This is a genomic window from Amorphus coralli DSM 19760 (genome assembly GCF_000374525.1).
Taxonomy (GTDB): Bacteria; Pseudomonadota; Alphaproteobacteria; order Rhizobiales; family Amorphaceae; genus Amorphus; species Amorphus coralli.
The window spans coordinates 350,196-365,637 of sequence record NZ_KB894575.1 but is presented as its reverse complement, the minus strand read 5'-3'; the positions used below and the strand labels follow the sequence as shown (position 1 = coordinate 365,637).

Annotated in this window: 14 protein-coding genes; 5 read left to right on the top strand and 9 right to left on the bottom strand. The window is 67.9% G+C overall.

The window, feature by feature from the left end; genetic code table 11:
- The first annotated feature begins 56 nt into the window (after positions 1 to 56).
- The 3 genes from C507_RS0116710 (at position 57) to C507_RS0116700 (ending at position 5,649) form a co-directional block, all read left to right on the top strand.
- Complete coding sequence (locus C507_RS0116710; protein WP_018700867.1) at positions 57 to 1,265, top strand: efflux RND transporter periplasmic adaptor subunit; 1,209 nt, start codon at positions 57 to 59, stop codon at positions 1,263 to 1,265.
- Between the two features lie 124 nt (positions 1,266 to 1,389).
- Positions 1,390 to 4,554, top strand: a complete 3,165-nt coding sequence (locus tag C507_RS0116705; RefSeq protein ID WP_018700866.1) for an efflux RND transporter permease subunit — start codon at positions 1,390 to 1,392, stop codon at positions 4,552 to 4,554.
- Positions 4,555 to 4,716: 162 nt separating this feature from the next.
- Positions 4,717 to 5,649 (top strand): CHAD domain-containing protein, encoded by a 933-nt coding sequence (locus C507_RS0116700; protein WP_018700865.1) that lies wholly within the window; start codon positions 4,717 to 4,719, stop codon positions 5,647 to 5,649.
- 97 nt (positions 5,650 to 5,746) lie between these two features.
- Here C507_RS0116700 and C507_RS0116695 read toward each other — a convergent pair whose 3' ends face one another.
- The 6 genes from C507_RS0116695 to C507_RS0116670 form a co-directional block, all read right to left on the bottom strand.
- A complete protein-coding gene (locus tag C507_RS0116695) occupies positions 5,747 to 6,697 on the bottom strand; it encodes an MBL fold metallo-hydrolase (RefSeq protein WP_018700864.1) in 951 nt (316 codons plus the stop codon).
- Positions 6,698 to 6,728: 31 nt separating this feature from the next.
- Positions 6,729 to 7,325 (bottom strand): carboxymuconolactone decarboxylase family protein, encoded by a 597-nt coding sequence (locus C507_RS0116690; RefSeq protein ID WP_026319181.1) that lies wholly within the window; start codon positions 7,323 to 7,325, stop codon positions 6,729 to 6,731.
- Between the two features lie 76 nt (positions 7,326 to 7,401).
- Positions 7,402 to 7,923, bottom strand: coding sequence for a hypothetical protein (locus C507_RS0116685; RefSeq protein ID WP_018700862.1), 522 nt, complete (start codon positions 7,921 to 7,923; stop codon positions 7,402 to 7,404).
- On the bottom strand, positions 7,913 to 8,926 hold the full coding sequence (locus tag C507_RS0116680) for a fumarylacetoacetate hydrolase family protein (RefSeq protein ID WP_018700861.1): 1,014 nt from the start codon (positions 8,924 to 8,926) through the stop codon (positions 7,913 to 7,915). The genes C507_RS0116685 and C507_RS0116680 overlap by 11 nt, the downstream gene beginning before the upstream one ends.
- Positions 8,926 to 10,239, bottom strand: a complete 1,314-nt coding sequence (gene hmgA / locus C507_RS0116675; protein WP_018700860.1) for a homogentisate 1,2-dioxygenase — start codon at positions 10,237 to 10,239, stop codon at positions 8,926 to 8,928. The genes C507_RS0116680 and hmgA overlap by 1 nt, the downstream gene beginning before the upstream one ends.
- Positions 10,240 to 10,469: 230 nt before the next feature.
- Positions 10,470 to 11,081: a LysE/ArgO family amino acid transporter gene (locus C507_RS0116670; RefSeq protein ID WP_018700859.1), complete on the bottom strand. Its 612-nt coding sequence runs from the start codon at positions 11,079 to 11,081 to the stop codon at positions 10,470 to 10,472.
- Between the two features lie 92 nt (positions 11,082 to 11,173).
- Between C507_RS0116670 and C507_RS0116665 the strand changes: the two genes are divergently transcribed.
- Positions 11,174 to 12,070 carry a LysR family transcriptional regulator ArgP gene (locus C507_RS0116665; protein WP_018700858.1) on the top strand — a complete coding sequence of 299 codons (897 nt, stop codon included), beginning with the start codon at positions 11,174 to 11,176 and terminating at the stop codon, positions 12,068 to 12,070.
- A gap of 110 nt (positions 12,071 to 12,180) precedes the next feature.
- Positions 12,181 to 12,603: a MarR family winged helix-turn-helix transcriptional regulator gene (locus tag C507_RS0116660; protein ID WP_018700857.1), complete on the top strand. Its 423-nt coding sequence runs from the start codon at positions 12,181 to 12,183 to the stop codon at positions 12,601 to 12,603.
- On the opposite strand, the gene C507_RS0116655 is transcribed toward C507_RS0116660, so the two are convergent.
- The 3 genes from C507_RS0116655 to gtdA form a co-directional block, all read right to left on the bottom strand.
- Positions 12,548 to 13,090 carry a MarR family winged helix-turn-helix transcriptional regulator gene (locus C507_RS0116655; RefSeq protein ID WP_018700856.1) on the bottom strand — a complete coding sequence of 181 codons (543 nt, stop codon included), beginning with the start codon at positions 13,088 to 13,090 and terminating at the stop codon, positions 12,548 to 12,550. The two genes, C507_RS0116660 and C507_RS0116655, sit on opposite strands and share 56 nt — an antisense overlap.
- Entirely contained in the window at positions 13,087 to 13,944 is an 858-nt protein-coding gene (locus C507_RS0116650; protein WP_018700855.1) for a fumarylacetoacetate hydrolase family protein, read from the bottom strand. Before C507_RS0116650 ends, C507_RS0116655 begins: the two co-directional genes overlap by 4 nt.
- A 90-nt stretch (positions 13,945 to 14,034) precedes the next feature.
- Positions 14,035 to 15,084 carry a gentisate 1,2-dioxygenase gene (gtdA, locus tag C507_RS0116645; protein WP_018700854.1) on the bottom strand — a complete coding sequence of 350 codons (1,050 nt, stop codon included), beginning with the start codon at positions 15,082 to 15,084 and terminating at the stop codon, positions 14,035 to 14,037.
- Positions 15,085 to 15,442 lie beyond the last annotated feature (358 nt).

The window sequence follows — 15,442 nt, the reverse complement described above, 5'->3', positions numbered from 1 at the left end:
TCAATTGCTTGCCCGCGCCGGACCCGACCGCCGCGCGGGCCGCTCGGAGAACCGTCATGCCACGGATCCATCTACCGCTGGCGCTGGCCGCCATTCTTTGCCTGGCCCCCGTTCTCGCCGCCTGCAACGACAGCGGCGAGGCCCAGGAGAAGGGCGCGGCCGCCGCGCCCCAGCGGCCGCCGTCCCCCGTTGCCATTGTGACCGTGGAGCCGGAGCGCATCCCGATCATCGACGAGCTGCCGGGCCGCATCTCGCCGACGCGGATCGCGGAGGTGCGTCCGCGCGTCTCCGGCATCGTGACCGACCGGGTCTTCACCCAGGGCAGCCGGGTCGAGGCGGGCGACGTTCTCTACAAGATCGATCCGGCGAAGTTCAAGGTCGCTGTTGCCCAGGCCGAGGCATCGCTCGCCCGGGCCAAGGCCGAGCAGCTGAGGGCCCAGCAAAGCGCGGATCGCCAGAAGCAGCTTCTCGACCGCAAGGTCATCGCCGCGCAGGCGTACGAGACGGCGAACGCAACGCTGGCCCAGGCTGACGCCACCGTCGCCGTGGCGCAGGCCGAGCTGGAGGCGGCGCAGCTGGACCTGGAATATGCCGACGTGAAGGCCCCGATCTCGGGACGCATCGGCCGCGCGCTGATCACCGAGGGGGCGCTGGTCAGCGCCAACAACACCGAACCGCTCGCCACCATCCTGCAGCTCGATCCGGTCTATGCAGACTTCACCCAGTCGGTGCGCGACCTGATGGCGCTGCGCAAGTCGCTGAAAATGGGCGCGCTGGCCAAGGATCCGGGCGAGGCGCCGGTGGCGCTGCTGCTCGACGACGGCTCGGAGTACGGCCATCCCGGCCGGCTGCTTTTCTCCGAAACCACGGTGGACCGCACCACCGGCCAGGTCATTCTGCGCGCAGAGTTCCCCAACCCCGACGGCGACCTGCTTCCCGGCCTCTATGTTCGCGTGCAGATCGAGCAGGGTCAGCAGGAGAACGCGCTCGCCGTGCCGCAGCAGGCGGTGCGTCACGACGCCGGCGGCAATGCCCAGCTGTTCGTGGTCAACGACGAGAGCAAGGTTGAGCCGCGGCCGGTCGAGACCGGACGCGTGGTCGGCGAGCGCTGGATCATCTCCGAAGGCCTGCAGCCCGGCGACAGGGTGATCGTCGAGGGCTTCCAGAAAATCGGGCCAGGCGCGCCGGTCGCGCCGCAGCCGTGGAAGCCGGATGGGACCGCGGAAAGCGATCCGACCGCAGCCGACGCCAAGAAGGCCGGCTAGCGGGCCAGCGTCCGGATCGCGTCGACCCGGACCGACCCGTCACGCCCGACAGTGTTGAACCGAGAGCCTTTCCCCGTCGCGCCCGCGCGCGGCTGACGGAGGCGGGCTGCAGGGGCCAGGTGCCATGCCACGTTTTTTCATCGACCGACCCATCTTCGCGTGGGTGATCGCGATCTTCATCATGATCGCGGGCATCATCGCGATCCCGCAGCTGCCGATCTCGCAATATCCCAAGGTCGCGCCACCGCAGATCTCCATCCAGACGACCTATCCGGGGGCGTCGCCGGAGGACCTCTACCAGAGCGTCACCCGACCCATCGAGGAGGAGCTGAACGGCGTTGAGGGGCTGATGTATTTCGAGTCCACCTCGGAGGCCTCGGGCAGCGTCAGCATCACCGCCACCTTCGCCACCGGCACGTCCATCGACCAGGCCGCCGTCGATGTCCAGAACCGGATCCGGCGCGTCGAGCCGAGCCTGCCCGACGTCGTGCAGCGGCAGGGCATCCAGGTGGATCAGGCCAACAGCGGCTTCCTCATGGTGGTGGCGCTGACATCCACGGACGGCTCCGTGGATCCGGTCGGGCTCGGTGACTACCTCACCCGCAACGTGATTGGCGAAATCCGCCGCGTCGAAGGCGTGGGCAGCGCGCAGCTCTTTTCCACCCAGCGCGCCATGCGCGTGTGGATGGACCCGGACCGCATGGTCGGGCTGGACCTGACGGCCGACGACATCGTCGCCGCCATCAGCGCACAGAACGCGCAGGTCGCGGCGGGCAGCATCGGGGCGCAACCGGCGCCGGCGGACCAGCAGATCTCCGCGACCGTGCTCGTCGAGGGGCAGCTGAAGACGGTTGGCGACTTCGAGGCCATCGTGCTGCGGGCCAACCCGGACGGGTCGACCGTCCGGCTGGGCGACGTGGCGCGCGTCGAGCTCGGCAGCGAGAGCTATAATTTCTCCTCGCGCCTGAACGGGCAGCCGGCCGCGGCCATCGGCGTGCAGCTTTCGCCGAAGGGCAATGCGCTGTCCACGTCCGAGGCCATTCGCGTGAAGATGGAGGAGCTGTCGCGTTACTTCCCGCAGGGCGTTGAGTACGACATTCCCTACGACACCTCGCCCTTCGTGGAGATCTCCATCGAGAAGGTGCTGCACACGCTGATCGAGGCGGTGGTGCTCGTCTTCCTGGTGATGTTCCTGTTCCTGCAGAGCTTTCGCTACACCATCATCCCGGCAATCGTGGTGCCCATCGCGCTGCTCGGCACCTGCGCGGTGATGCTGGCCACCGGCTTCTCCATCAACGTGCTGACCATGTTCGCCATGGTGCTCGCCATCGGCATCCTCGTCGACGACGCCATCGTGGTCATCGAGAATGTCGAACGCATCATGGCCAGCGAGGGTCTCGGTCCGCGCGACGCCACCATCAAGGCGATGAAACAGATTTCCGGCGCGATTGTCGGCATCACGCTGGTGCTGACGGCGGTGTTCGTGCCGATGGCCTTCTTCCCGGGTGCGGTGGGCGTCATCTACCAGCAGTTCTCGCTGACGATGGTGGTCTCCATCCTGTTTTCCGGCTTCCTGGCGCTCTCGCTCACGCCGGCGCTGTGTGCGACGATGCTGAAGCCGGTGAAGGACCATCACGAGCGGCGCGGCTTCTTCGGCTGGTTCAACCGCAACTTTTCCCGTCTGACGCGGGGCTATGGCAAGACGGTGCGCGGGACCACGCGCTATGCCGGCCTGTTCATGATCGTCTATCTCGGCGTGGTGGTCGGGCTCGGCTATCTCTATGTGCGCATGCCGACCGCGTTCCTTCCCAACGAGGACCAGGGCTACCTGCTGATCGACATGCAGGCGCCGCCGGATGCCAGCGCCAACCGCACCCTCGACGTCATCCGCACCGTGGAAGGCATCATGCAGGGCGAGGAGGCGGTGGAGAAGGTGATCTCGATCCTCGGCTTCTCCTTCTCCGGCGCAGGCGAGAATGCCGGCCTTGCGTTCGCGACGCTCAAGGACTGGAGCGAGCGCGGACCGGAGGATTCCGCCCAGGCCATCGCCCAGCGGGCGAACATGCAGCTCTTCGGTATCAAGGATGCGATCTCGTTCGCGCTGTCGCCGCCGCCGATCCAGGGTCTCGGGACCACCAGCGGTTTCTCCTTCCGGCTGCAGGACCGCGGCGGCCTCGGGCAGGAAGCGCTGATGGATGCCCGCGATCAGCTTCTCGCTGCGGCGCAGGGCAGTGCCGTCGTCACGGGGCTGCGCGTCGAGGGACTGCCGGATGCCCCTCAGGTGCAGCTCGTGATCGACCGCGAGAAGGCGAACGCCTTCGGCGTCCAGTTCGCCGACATCAACTCGGCGATCTCGGCCAATCTCGGCTCGTCCTACGTCAATGACTTTCCCAATGCCGGGCGAATGCAGCGCGTGACGGTGGAGGCGACCGACCGCAAGCGCATGAAGACATCCGACCTCCTGGACCTGCACGTGCGCAACGTAAACGGAGGCATGGTGCCGCTGTCGGCCTTTGCCTCGGTTGAGTGGACCCGCGGGCCGCTGCAGGTGGTCGGTTACAATGGCTACCCGTCGGTGCGTATTTCCGGCCAGGCCGCACCCGGCTACTCGTCGGGCGAGGCCATCGCGGAGATGCAGCGCCTGGCGGGCGAACTGCCGACCGGATTCGGCTACGAGTGGACCGGTCAGTCGCTGCAGGAGATCGCCTCGGGCTCCCAGGCGCCGATCCTGATCGGCCTGTCGATCCTGTTCGTGTTCCTGCTGCTGGCGGCGCTGTACGAGAGCTGGGCCATTCCGCTCTCGGTGATGCTGGTGGTGCCGCTCGGTGCCATCGGCGCGGTTCTGGCCGTGCTGATGCGCGATATGGGCAACGACGTCTACTTCAAGGTCGGCCTGATCGCGATCATCGGCCTTTCGGCGAAGAACGCGATCCTGATCGTGGAGTTCGCCAAGGAGCTTCGCGACGAGGGCCAGGACCTGTGGAGTGCGGCACGCGAGGCGGCCGAGCTGCGGTTCCGGCCGATCCTGATGACGTCGTTGGCCTTCGCGCTGGGCGTGACGCCGATGGCGATCGCCAGCGGGGCCAGCGCGGCCAGCCAGAACGCCATCGGTACCGGCGTGCTTGGCGGCATGATCTCGGCGACGATCCTGGCGCTCCTGTTCGTGCCGGTGTTCTTCGTATTCGTCATGCGGCTGTTTGGGCCGGGCAAGACCAAGACACCCGTCAAAGCGGCTGAAGCGGCCGGGGAGACGGACTCCGGCGCGGCCGGGCCGGAGCCGGCGGGCTGACGGGGACCGGAGGCGGAAAATGGCGGCGCGCGGAACCATGGGCGAGTGCACACGTTGCATTTTCCGAGCGGACGCGACTAGGTGATAGCCTAGAGCCGGCCGCGGTCGGTTCCTCCAAGCGCCGACCGCGGCCGGACCTCATCGGGAAGACGGAGCTCGCACTTGGCCTATCGATTCGAGGAAGACGACGTCAGCGTGGCAGACGCCGTGCGTCGCATCGCGGTCGAGCAGATCGACAAGGCGATCGGCGAAATTGACGATCCTGAAATCGACCAGCGCGAGACGGTTCACCAGGTCCGCAAGCGCTGCAAGAAGCTCAGGGGGCTGGTGCGGCTGGTACGACCTGCGCTCGCCAGCTACGCGCTTGAAAATGCCGCGTACCGCGACGCCGCCCGCGAGCTGTCCTTCCTGCGCGACACCGAAGCCCTGATCGAGACCTATGACCGGGTGGCCGATTGCTTCGACGGGCAGATCGACCGGCCGGCGTTCGCCTCCATCCGCCGGCGGCTGACGCTGCGCCAGAAGGAGGAGGAGAATCGCCAGGACATCGCCGACAAGCTCGACGCCTTTCGCGAGTCGATGGTGGAAGCGAAGGTGCGGGCGCTGCGCTGGGAGCTGTCGGAAAAGGGCACGCAGGCGTTTGCCGGCGGCGTGGAAAAGACCTATGGCCGGGGCCGCGAGGCCATGAAAACGGCGCGCAAGACCGGCGACGTCGAGGCCTTTCACGACTGGCGCAAACGCATCAAGTATCACGGTCACCATGCACGGCTGCTGGCGCCGATCTGGCCCGGGCCGATGACGGCGCACCATGCGGAGGCCGACGCGCTCGGAAAGCTCCTCGGCGACCATCACGACCTGGAAGTGTTCGCCGAAACGCTGCGGGCCGAGCCCGATGCGTTCGGCAACCTAGGAGATGTGGAGGTGTTTCTGACGCTGATGGAACGTCGGCGGGCCGCCATAGAAACCGAAGCCTTCGAGCGCGGCGCACGGCTTCTGGCCGAACCCGAAGAAGCGCTCGCGGCCCGCTGGGCCGCCTATTTCAAGGCGTGGCGGAAAGAGTGCCGAAAGGCCGACGCGCCGGCGCTTGCGGCCTGAGGGTCTGCCTGTAGCTCGCGGGGGTATTGCGACGCAAAAGGGCCGGCATTTGCCGGCCCTTCGTGCATTTCCAGGGGGGTGATGGCCGCCGGGCGGTTCAGCCCTGCAGGTCTTCCCACATCTTCCGGTCCTTCTCCGCCGTCCAGATACGCGGCGTGTCCATGCCGCGGGCCTCGTCAAAGGCACGCGCCACGTTGAAGGGCAGGCAGTGCTCGTAGATGGCGTAGTCGGAGAATTTCGGATCGCAGACCGCACGGCAGGCGTCCCAGGCTTCCTTCAGCGTGCCGCCGCGCGCGGCCACCTTCTCGATGGGCCGGTAGGTGGAGTCCAGGAAGTCGCGGGTGAGCTCGATGGCTTCCTCCACCTTCGCCTCGCCCATCAGCGCGTCGCCACGCCCGGGTGCGATGGCCGACGGCTGGAAGGACTTCACCGCGTCCAGCGTGTCGCCCCAGTCGGAGAAGTGGCCGTCGCCGCAATAGCAGGCCGACTTGTATTCCACGAGATCGCCGGTGAACATGACGCCGGCGTCCGGCACCCAGGCGACGATGTCGCCGGCGGTGTGGCCGCGGCCGAGATGGATCAGGTCGACCCGGCGGTTGCCCATGTAGACGGTCATGGACGTCTCGAAGGTCATGGTCGGCCAGGTCAGGCCGGGGATCGATTCATGGCCCTGGAACAGGCGCGGGAAGCGGCCGAACTCTGAATCCCAGTCCTCCTGACCGCGCTCGTGGACCATGGCGCGACAGACGTCGGAGGCGATGATCTCGTCGGCGCCGTAGGCGGAGGCGCCGAGCACCCGCACCGCGTGATAGTGGCTGAGGGTGACGTAGCGGATCGGCTTGTCGGTGACGGTGCGCACCTTCTCGATCACGAGATTGGCGAGCCGCGGCGTCGCCTGGGCGTCGAAGATCATGACGCTGTCGTCGCCGATGATGACGCCGGTGTTGGGGTCGCCCTCGGCGGTGAAGGCATAGAGGCCGGGGCCGACCTCGGAGAAGGAGACGGTCTTCTCGCTCATGTCGCCGGTGGAGGCGAACTGCTTTGCCATGGGTCGTGTCCTTGCGTTGGCGGAGTGCGGGTCAGCGGGTCGGGGAATGCTTGCCGGCGTCCCACCCGGCCGGGCCGATGGCGCGCTCGGCGAGGCGTCCGGGGACGTCCTCCATCTCCGTCGCCATGGTGTCGTTCCAGCGGTTGAGGTAGCCGAACAGCGCGATGGAGGCCACGATCTCGACGATCTGGCCCTCGTCGAAGTGTGTCTTGAGCTCGTCGAAATCCGAGGCCTCGGCCGCGTTCGGCACCACGCCGGCATGGGCGGCGAGCCGCAGCGCGGCCTTCTCCGCGTCGGTGAAGAGCGGGCTTTCCTCGAATTCCCAGATGGCGGCGATCTTCTCGTCCGGCACGCCGTAGACGGCGGACAGGTTCGCCATGTGCCCCTGGCAGTAGCGGCACTCGGCTACCGAGCTCGCCATGAAGGCGACCATCATCTTGAGGTCTTCCGGCACGGTGCCCTCGTAGAGCACGGCCTGGTTCAGCAGCATGAAGGCCTCGGCGATGGCCGGCCGACGCGCCATGGTCAGGATCGAGTTGGGCAGGAAGCCGCGAATGCGGTCGTAGCGCTCGAACAGCTCCGCGAACTGGGGCAGGTCGGCGCGGTCGAGGGGATCGAGATGGGGCATGGGTGTCACTCCCGCGGCCGGCAGCTCGTCGTCCACCGGCTCCGTTCGATTGCGCGGCGGGCGGCTGCCCAGCGCGTCAGTTGGCGTTTTCCGCGGCGATCGCGCTCATGTCTCCCTTCAGCGAGGAAGCGCTGCCGCTGCCGTCGTCGACCAGGATGTCGTCGATGACGGCGCGGCCTTCCTCCTCGACAACGGCGAAGCGCGTCTCGGAGAAGGTATCGTCGCCCATGCAGGCCAGGATTCTGTAGCGGGCGACGACGATGGTCACGCCGGCGTCGGTCTCGCCCTGGGTGACGGTCACGTCCTGGAGCGGACAGCCGTCCTGGGCGTTGACGACCACGTCGTAGTCGAAGGGCGTTCCCGCCTCCCGCGCGTAATCGTTGTCGGAGGCCGACCTGAACAGCGCGACAAAGTCGCGGCTGAAGAGCCGGCTCAGGCGATCCTCGGAGAAGAGCTCCCGAGGTTCGCCCGCATCCTCCGACCAGTTGGCCACCGTCACCTCCATCACCTCGTCGACCGGGGCGGTGGCGTCCGCGGCTCCGGCGGCGCCGACCGAAAGCAGCAACGTGCCGGCGATCAGGAGGGCGTTAGCCTTCATATTTCTCGACGACCTGCTCGATGGCGCCGAAGACCGAGTGATGCTTGTCGTCCAGCATCTCGATGCGCACCGTGTCGCCGAAGCTCATGAACGGCGTCTTCGGGGCGCCGGTGTTGATGGTCTCCACCATGCGGATCTCGGCGAGGCAGGAGTAGCCGACACCACCTTCCGCGATGGGCTTGCCGGGCTCGCCGTCCAGCTTGTTGGAGACGGTGCCGGAGCCGATGATGGTGCCGGCGGAAAGCGGCCTGGTCTTCGCGGCATGCGCGACCAGCGTCGGGAAGTCGAAGGTCATGTCGATGCCGGCGTTGGCGCGGCCGAACGGCTTGCCGTTGTAGTCGACGCAAAGCGGCAGATGGACCTTGCCGCCGTCCCACTTGTCGCCAAGCTCGTCCGGCGTCACGGCCACCGGCGAGAAGGCCGAGGACGGCTTGGACTGGAAGAAGCCGAAGCCCTTGCCAAGCTCGGCCGGGATCAGCCCGCGCAACGACACGTCGTTGACCAGCATGAGGAGGCGGATGCGGCCGGCGGCCACCTCGCGCGAGGCGCCCATCGGCACGTCGTCGACGATGACGGCGAGTTCGCCTTCCATGTCGATGCCCCAGGCCTCGTCGCCGAGCCGGATCGGATCGCGCGGGGCGAGGAAGGAGTCCGAACCGCCCTGGTACATGAGCGGATCGGTCCAGAAGCTCTCGGGCATCTCCGCGCCGCGTGCCTTGCGGACCAGCTCGACGTGATTCACGTAGGCCGATCCGTCGGCCCACTGGTAGGCGCGAGGCAACGGGCTGAGCGCGTCGTGCTCGTGGAAGCGCTCGGAGGGCACCGAGCCGTGCTCGAGGCTTTCGGCCAGCGCCTCGAGCTTCGGACCGCAGACGGCCCAGTCATCGATGGCGGCCTGCAGCGTCGGGGCGATCTCGCCGGCGTCGGTCATGGCGGTCAGGTCGCGCGACACGACGACGAGCCGGCCGTCGCGGCCGCCGGATTTCAGCGTTGCAAGTTTCATCAGTCCCACTTCCCCTCGGGCGTTCCATCGAAGCGCTTCTTCAGGCCGTCCCAGCAGTCGAGATAGTCGTCCTGCAGCGTCTTGGTTTCCGACGCGTAGCGCGTCAGATGCTGGGGGTATCGGGTTTCGAACATGAAGGCCATGGTCTCCTCGAGCTTCACCGGAGCGAGCTCGGCGGTGGAGGCCTTCTCGAAACCGAACGTGTCCGGGCCGTGCGGCAGCATCATGTTGTGCAGGCTCATGCCGCCCGGCACGAAGCCCTTCTCCTTGGCGTCGTACTGGCCGTGGATGAGGCCCATGAACTCCGACATGATGTTGCGGTGGTACCAGGGCGGCCGGAAGGTGTTCTCCGCCACCATCCAGCGGGGCGGGAAGATCACGAAATCGACGTTGGCCGTGCCCTCCTCGCCCGACGGCGCCGTCAGCACCGTGAAGATGGACGGATCCGGGTGGTCGAACAGGATCGCGCCGACCGGCGAGAAGGTGGAGAGGTCGTACTTGAAGGGCGTGTAGTTGCCGTGCCAGGCGACCACGTCGAGCGGCGAGTGTCCGATCTCGGTCTCGTAGAAGCGTCCGCCCCACTTCACCTGCACGCGGCAGGGTTTTTCCTTGTCCTCGAAGGCGGCCACCGGGGTGCGGAAATCGCGCGGGTTGGCGAGGCAGTTTGCGCCGATCGGCCCGCGGTCGGGCAGCGTGAACTTGGCGCCGTAATTCTCGCAGACATAGCCGCGCGCCGGGCCTTCCAGTGCGCCGACCTTGATCATCATGCCGCGCGGAACGATGGCGATCTCGCCGGGCGCGACCTCCATGCGACCGAGCTCGGTGAAGAGGTCGAGGGTGCCTTCCTGCGGCACCAGCAGGAGCTCGCCGTCGGCGTTGAAGAAATAGTCGTCTTCCATCGCCTCGTTGAAGGCGTAGACATGGGCGGCCATGCCGACCTGGGTGTGCACGTCGCCGGCCGTGGTCATGGTGCGCATGCCCTGCACGAACGTCGTCGGCTCGTTCGGCATCGGCGTCGGATCCCAGCGGAGCTGGCCGATGGGCAGCTCGCTGTCATCAATGTTCGGCGCGCTCTTCCAGTGCGGCGCGTCGAAGGCCCGGAAGCGGCTGGTGTGGCGCACCGACGGGCGGATCCGGTAAAGCCAGGAGCGCTCGTTGGTGCCACGCGGCGCGGTGAACGGCGAGCCGGACAGCTGTTCGGCATACAGGCCATAGGGGCAGCGCTGGGGCGAATTCTGGCCCTGCGGCAGCGCTCCGGGAAGGGATTCGGTCTCGAAGTCGTTGCCGAAGCCCGGCATGTAGGCGATGCCCATGGCGTCCTCCAGGTCGCAGAGTGCGGATCGGTCGCTCGTCCGGCGGCACGGCGGCCGGCAGCCCTTTGAAGCGCATCCGCCTCGGTCCCCTCCCGGGAAACGGCGGACGACCCGAACCGTTGCGTTGACGGTGACCGGGCCGGACTGGCGCGCAAGATCGTATCAGATGAAACGATTGTCAACGGGGCGCCCGCCCGACCGCGGCAGGCGGAGAGTGCCCCGTGGCCCGCTCAGGCGTCGACGATCAGCCGCCAGGCGATGGCCCACATGACAAGGGCGATCACCGCCTCCAGGATGCGCCATGCCGAGGGTCTCGCAAACAGTGGTCTGAGCCGCACCGCGCCATAGCCGAGCGCGAAGAAGAACAGGAAGGAGCCGGCGATTGCGCCCAGGGCAAACGAGGCGCGGGCGCCTTCGAAGCGGGTCGCGATGGTGCCGAGAAGCACCACCGTGTCGAGATAGACGTGCGGGTTCAGCCAGGTCAGGGCGAGACAGGTAACGAGGGTGCCCACGAGGCCGTTCACCGCCGGCGAGGTCTCGGTGGACAGGGCATCGCTGGAGCGCAGCGCGGAGCGCAGGCTGCGGGCACCGTAGACGATGAGAAAGGCGGCGCCGCCATACCGCATGACTGGTTCCAGCCAGGGCAACCAGGCGGTGACGGCACCGAGGCCGGTGACGCCGAGCGTGATCAGGATCGCGTCGGACACGGCGCAGGTCGCGCAGACCGCGAGCACGTGCTCGCCGCGCAGGCCCTGGCGCAGCACGAAGGCATTCTGTGCGCCGATGGCGACGATGAGGCTGAGGCCCATCATCATGCCGGTGAAGAAGACGGTAAGATTCATGCCGGGCCCCGGTTCCTGTCTGGTTGCCAGGGTTTAGCGTGGGCCGTAAGTTCAGAAAAATTAAACTGACTAAGGCTGAATAAGGATCTCTAATGATCGATTACCGTGCCGCGCGGGCCGTGGCCGAGGTTGCGCAGAGTGGCAGCTTCGAGCGCGCGGCCACGGTGCTCGGCGTGACGCCTTCGGCCGTATCGCAACGCATCAAGCACCTGGAAGAGCGTCTTGGCACGGTCCTGATCGAACGGGGGACACCGTGCGTCGCCACCGAAAAGGGCGCGGCGCTCTGCCGGCACATGGACCGGGTCGGCATGCTGGAGAGCGATCTGATGGAGGCGCTTCCGGAACTCGCGGCCGAGGCCGGCGCGGCGCAGCGGGTGACGCTGAGCGTGGCCGTCAACGCCGACAGCCTCGGCACCTGGTTCCTGGATGCGATCGCTGCCTTCACCCGGGACACGGACTTGCTGGTCAACGTGGCCATCGACGACGAGGAGCACACGGCGGAGTGGCTGCGGCGCGGTCGGGTCTTCGCGGCGGTGACGGCGCTGGAGAAGCCGGTGCAGGGCTGCCGCGTGATGCCGCTGGGCAGCCTGTGCTACCACGCGACCGCCAGCCCGGATTTTGTCGCCCGGCATTTTCCCGAGGGCGTCAGCGCGGAGGCCCTTGCCCGGGCACCGGGCCTGACCTTCAATCAGAAGGACCGGCTGCAGCAGGCGTGGCTGAGGCAGACCTTCGGCTCGGATATCGCCTACCCGACCCACTGGCTGCCCTCGACCCAGAGCTTTGTCGATGCCTGCCTGGTCGGGGTGGGCTGGGGCCTCAACCCGGCGCAGCTGGTGCGCGACCACCTGCAAGCTGGCCGGCTGGTCGAGCTGGTGCCGGGCGCGACCCTCGACCGGCCCCTCTTCTGGCAACTCAGCCGGCTGGCATCCGGCTCGCTGGAGGGGCTGACGCGCAGCGTGGTGACCACCGCCCGGCGGGCGCTGACGTGAGATGGGCGTGCCCTGCCGGGGCCTCCGGCGTGGACGGGGTGCGCCGGGACCCGCTAGAAGATGAGCCGGCTCGAAATCCCGGTCCCTTCTCACCCGCGCATGGCTCGCCGATGCCCCAGGACTTCACCCTCGACGATTTCCTGCCCTACCTGATCAACGTTCTGGGCACGCGCCTGTCGGTGGAGCTGGGCGCCGAATATGGCCGCCGCTTTGCCATCACCATTCCCGAATGGCGGGTGCTGGCGCATCTTTCCCAGCACGAGCGGGTGTCCGTCCGGGAAATCTACCGTCGGGTGGAGATGGACAAGGCGAAGGTCAGCCGGGCGGCGGCGCGGCTGGAAGCCGCCGGGCTGATCCGCAAGGAGGTGCCGGAGGACCGGCGGCTCGTGGCGCTGTCGCTGACACCGAAGGGCCAGACACTGATGGCCGAGATCGCGCCCCTGGCGCTCGACTTCGAGACGCGTTTCCTGGAGCGGCTTACTCCGGAAGAGGCGCGGACGTTCCGGGATCTGGTCGGCAAGCTTCTGCGCTGAGGGCGGCGGTGGCCTCGTCGGCGCTGGCCAGCGCCTTGTCGAGGAGCGCAAGCAGGGTCGCGCGCTCGTCCGCGCTCAGGCCGGACAGGAGGTCCGCCTCGTGGCGGATCATGTCGCGCTCCACCACAGACGCCGCCGAGCGCCCGGGGTCCGACAGGCCGAGCTCGAAGGCGCGCCGGTCGCGGCTGGAGCGGGAGCGCGTGACGAGGCCGTCGCGCAGGAGCGGCGCCAGTGCCTGCATGAGGGTTGGCGCCTCCACCTGAAGGAGCCGCGAGAGTGCCACCTGGGTGATGCCCGGATTGTCGCGGATCAGGAGCAGGATGCCGCCCTGGACCGGCGTTGCGGTCACCCCGAGATCGCGGAACCACATCGCCCAGTGGGCAACCCAGCGCGCCTGCAGGCGGCGCAGCCGGTAGCCGATGACCGGAGCCAGCGGCGCCGTGGTCGCCTCGGCCGCCGGCTCGTCGATGATCTCGCCGGCGCTCACGCGCCCCGGACCCTGATCTCGGTCTCGCCGATGCCCTCGAACCAGGCGTGCATGAGGTCGCCGGGAACGACCGGGGCGACGCCTTCCGGCGTGCCGGTCAGGATGATGTCGCCGGGATGGAGCGTGTAGGCTTTCGAGGCGACGGCGATCAGCTTCGGCACATCGAAGACGAGATGGCGGGTGTTCGATTTCTGCCGGGTTTCGCCATTCACCTTGAGCTCGAAATCCAGCGCGCCGGCATCCGGCAACTCGTCGGCTGTCACCACCCAGGGGCCGAGCACCGTAAAGGTGTCCAGCGACTTGCGGTAGCTGCGATCCTCGGTGCCCCGGATGGTCATGTCGAGGCCCATCGTGTAGCCGGCGACGTGGCCGAGCGCGTCGTCTTCGGAGATGCGAAAGCCCTTCCGGCCAATGACGACGGCGAGCTCAAGCTCGTGGTCGATGCGTCGGTCGGACCAGTCGGCGACGACGCCCTCGCCGGGACCGACCAGCGAGCTGGTCGCCTTCAGGAACACGCCGCACTCCGCGATGGTCTTCACGCCGGAGCCGAAGTTGATGCCGGTGTCGGTGCGCGCCTCGTCCAGATGCAGCTGGTAGTTCACCGGAGCGGCGACGATCTTGTCGGGATTGGCGATCGGGCTCAGGAGTTTGACGTCCTTCACCGGTCTCGTCGGCGCGTTCGCCGCAAGCCGCTCCATCTCGGTGCGCACGGCGTCGAAATGGGCCAGGAAGAGGTCGCCGTGGGGCAGCGGCCAGCGGACATCCGGAAGGATGTCGGCGGCGTCGGTCACGTCGCGGACCGTGTCGCCCTCAATGAGGCCGAGGCGGTTGTCGTCGAAGCGGCAGAAGCGCATGCGGATCTCGTTGTCTTGATGTCTGGGCGTGCCGTCACGCGGCATCGACCGCCCGGCCGGGGCCGGGCAGCGCTCCAGAGGCGTGCGCGGTCAGCCGCGCTGCTCGCGGAAAAGGCTGAGCTTCTCCTGGGCGACCCGGTCGGACAGGCAGAACAGGAAGGAATCCTCGTCGGCCCTGATGGAGCGCCAGGCCCAGGCCGGCATGACGATCACGTCGCGCGGCGCGTAGGTGAACGTCCTGTCGCCGGTGGTGATCTGGCCGCGGCCCTCCGCCACGCACAGCACGATGCCGTCGGTGGAGCGCATGCGGGCGGTCTCGAAGCCCTTCTCCACGTGGGTCATCCAGGCGGACATGGTGGGCATGGTCCAGCCGCCGTCCACGGGGTTGGCATAGCGCAGGGTGGTGGCGAGATGCGGGTCCGGGCCCTCGCCCTTGGCGGCCGCAATGAGCGCCTCGCGGGTGCGCTCATAGGGATAGTTGAAGATGGGCGAGGTCTGGCCGTAGCGGCGGCCCGAGTCGTCGAGCGGCAACAGGCCGGAGCCGAAGCGGGCGAGCGCGTCGCCCTCCGGCCGGGTCAGGCTCTGGCTCTTGTCGTTGTAGCCTTCGGAAAACACCGTCTCGAAGAAGCGCACCATCGGGATGTCGAGACCGTCGAGCCAGGCGCAGGGGCCCGTGCCCTCGTTGCCGTGGTCGTGGTAGGCCCAGTTCGGCGTGATGACGAAGTCGCCGGCGCGCATGGTGGTGCGCTCGCCACCCACGGCGGTGAAGGCGCCTTCGCCCTCCAGCATGAAGCGCAGGGCCGACGGGGTGTGGCGATGGGCCGGCGCCGTCTCGCCCGGCATGATGAGCTGCAGGCCGGCGTAAATAGTTGCGGTGGCGCGGCTCTCGCCGGCGAAGGCCGGGTTTTCCAGCACCAGAACCCGGCGCTCGGCTTCCTCCGCGGTGAGGAGCCCGCCAGATTCCATCAGCAGCGGCCGGACCTCCTCGTAGCGCCACTGATGCGGCACCGCGCGCGACGTGGGTTCCGGCGGCATCAGGCCCTTCAGAACCTCCCACAGCGGCGCGAGATTGTTCGGGGCGAGCCGGTCGTAGAAGTCCTGGCGCTTGGCTCGGGTCGCGGCGTCGATGGTCTCGGTCATGGCGTCTCCTCCGGAGGAAGCGGCGCAAGCCGTCCCTCGTCGTGTCCGTGCGGGTCGCGGATCCTTGCACCGGAGCCGGTCGGCGATGGGCGCAACTCCGTTCTTGAGTTAGTTAGGTATACTAAGTAAATTGCGATGAGGCAACGGCCCGGCTCCCGCACGGCCTCCTCGGCAGCACCGGGGGGTGCGTCAGATCGGGCCTTGCCAAACCGGCGTGGCTGGGCAAGCGTCTCGGTCACGTTCGTCGCGCGGGCTGAACTTCGCGCGGACCAAGAAAGGGCGGTGCGCCGGGACAATCGCGCCGACCGGACAACAAGAGGTGAGGGCACGCGCCGTAGGCCTTGTAGCCGGGCGCGGA

Excerpts from the sequence above, each read along its gene's own strand:
- C507_RS0116690 (WP_026319181.1), bottom strand. The coding sequence starts at position 7,325 with ATGCCCCATCTCGATCCCCTCGACCGCGCCGACCTGCCCCAGTTCGCG.
- C507_RS0116670 (WP_018700859.1), bottom strand. The coding sequence starts at position 11,081 with ATGAATCTTACCGTCTTCTTCACCGGCATGATGATGGGCCTCAGCCTC.
- C507_RS0116695 (WP_018700864.1), bottom strand. The coding sequence starts at position 6,697 with ATGGCAAAGCAGTTCGCCTCCACCGGCGACATGAGCGAGAAGACCGTC.
- gtdA (WP_018700854.1), bottom strand. The coding sequence starts at position 15,084 with ATGACCGAGACCATCGACGCCGCGACCCGAGCCAAGCGCCAGGACTTC.
- hmgA (WP_018700860.1), bottom strand. The coding sequence starts at position 10,239 with ATGGGCATCGCCTACATGCCGGGCTTCGGCAACGACTTCGAGACCGAA.
- C507_RS0116665 (WP_018700858.1), top strand. The coding sequence starts at position 11,174 with ATGATCGATTACCGTGCCGCGCGGGCCGTGGCCGAGGTTGCGCAGAGT.
- C507_RS0116710 (WP_018700867.1), top strand. The coding sequence starts at position 57 with ATGCCACGGATCCATCTACCGCTGGCGCTGGCCGCCATTCTTTGCCTG.
- C507_RS0116685 (WP_018700862.1), bottom strand. The coding sequence starts at position 7,923 with ATGAAGGCTAACGCCCTCCTGATCGCCGGCACGTTGCTGCTTTCGGTC.
- C507_RS0116705 (WP_018700866.1), top strand. The coding sequence starts at position 1,390 with ATGCCACGTTTTTTCATCGACCGACCCATCTTCGCGTGGGTGATCGCG.
- C507_RS0116680 (WP_018700861.1), bottom strand. The coding sequence starts at position 8,926 with ATGAAACTTGCAACGCTGAAATCCGGCGGCCGCGACGGCCGGCTCGTC.
- C507_RS0116650 (WP_018700855.1), bottom strand. The coding sequence starts at position 13,944 with ATGCGCTTCTGCCGCTTCGACGACAACCGCCTCGGCCTCATTGAGGGC.
- C507_RS0116660 (WP_018700857.1), top strand. The coding sequence starts at position 12,181 with ATGCCCCAGGACTTCACCCTCGACGATTTCCTGCCCTACCTGATCAAC.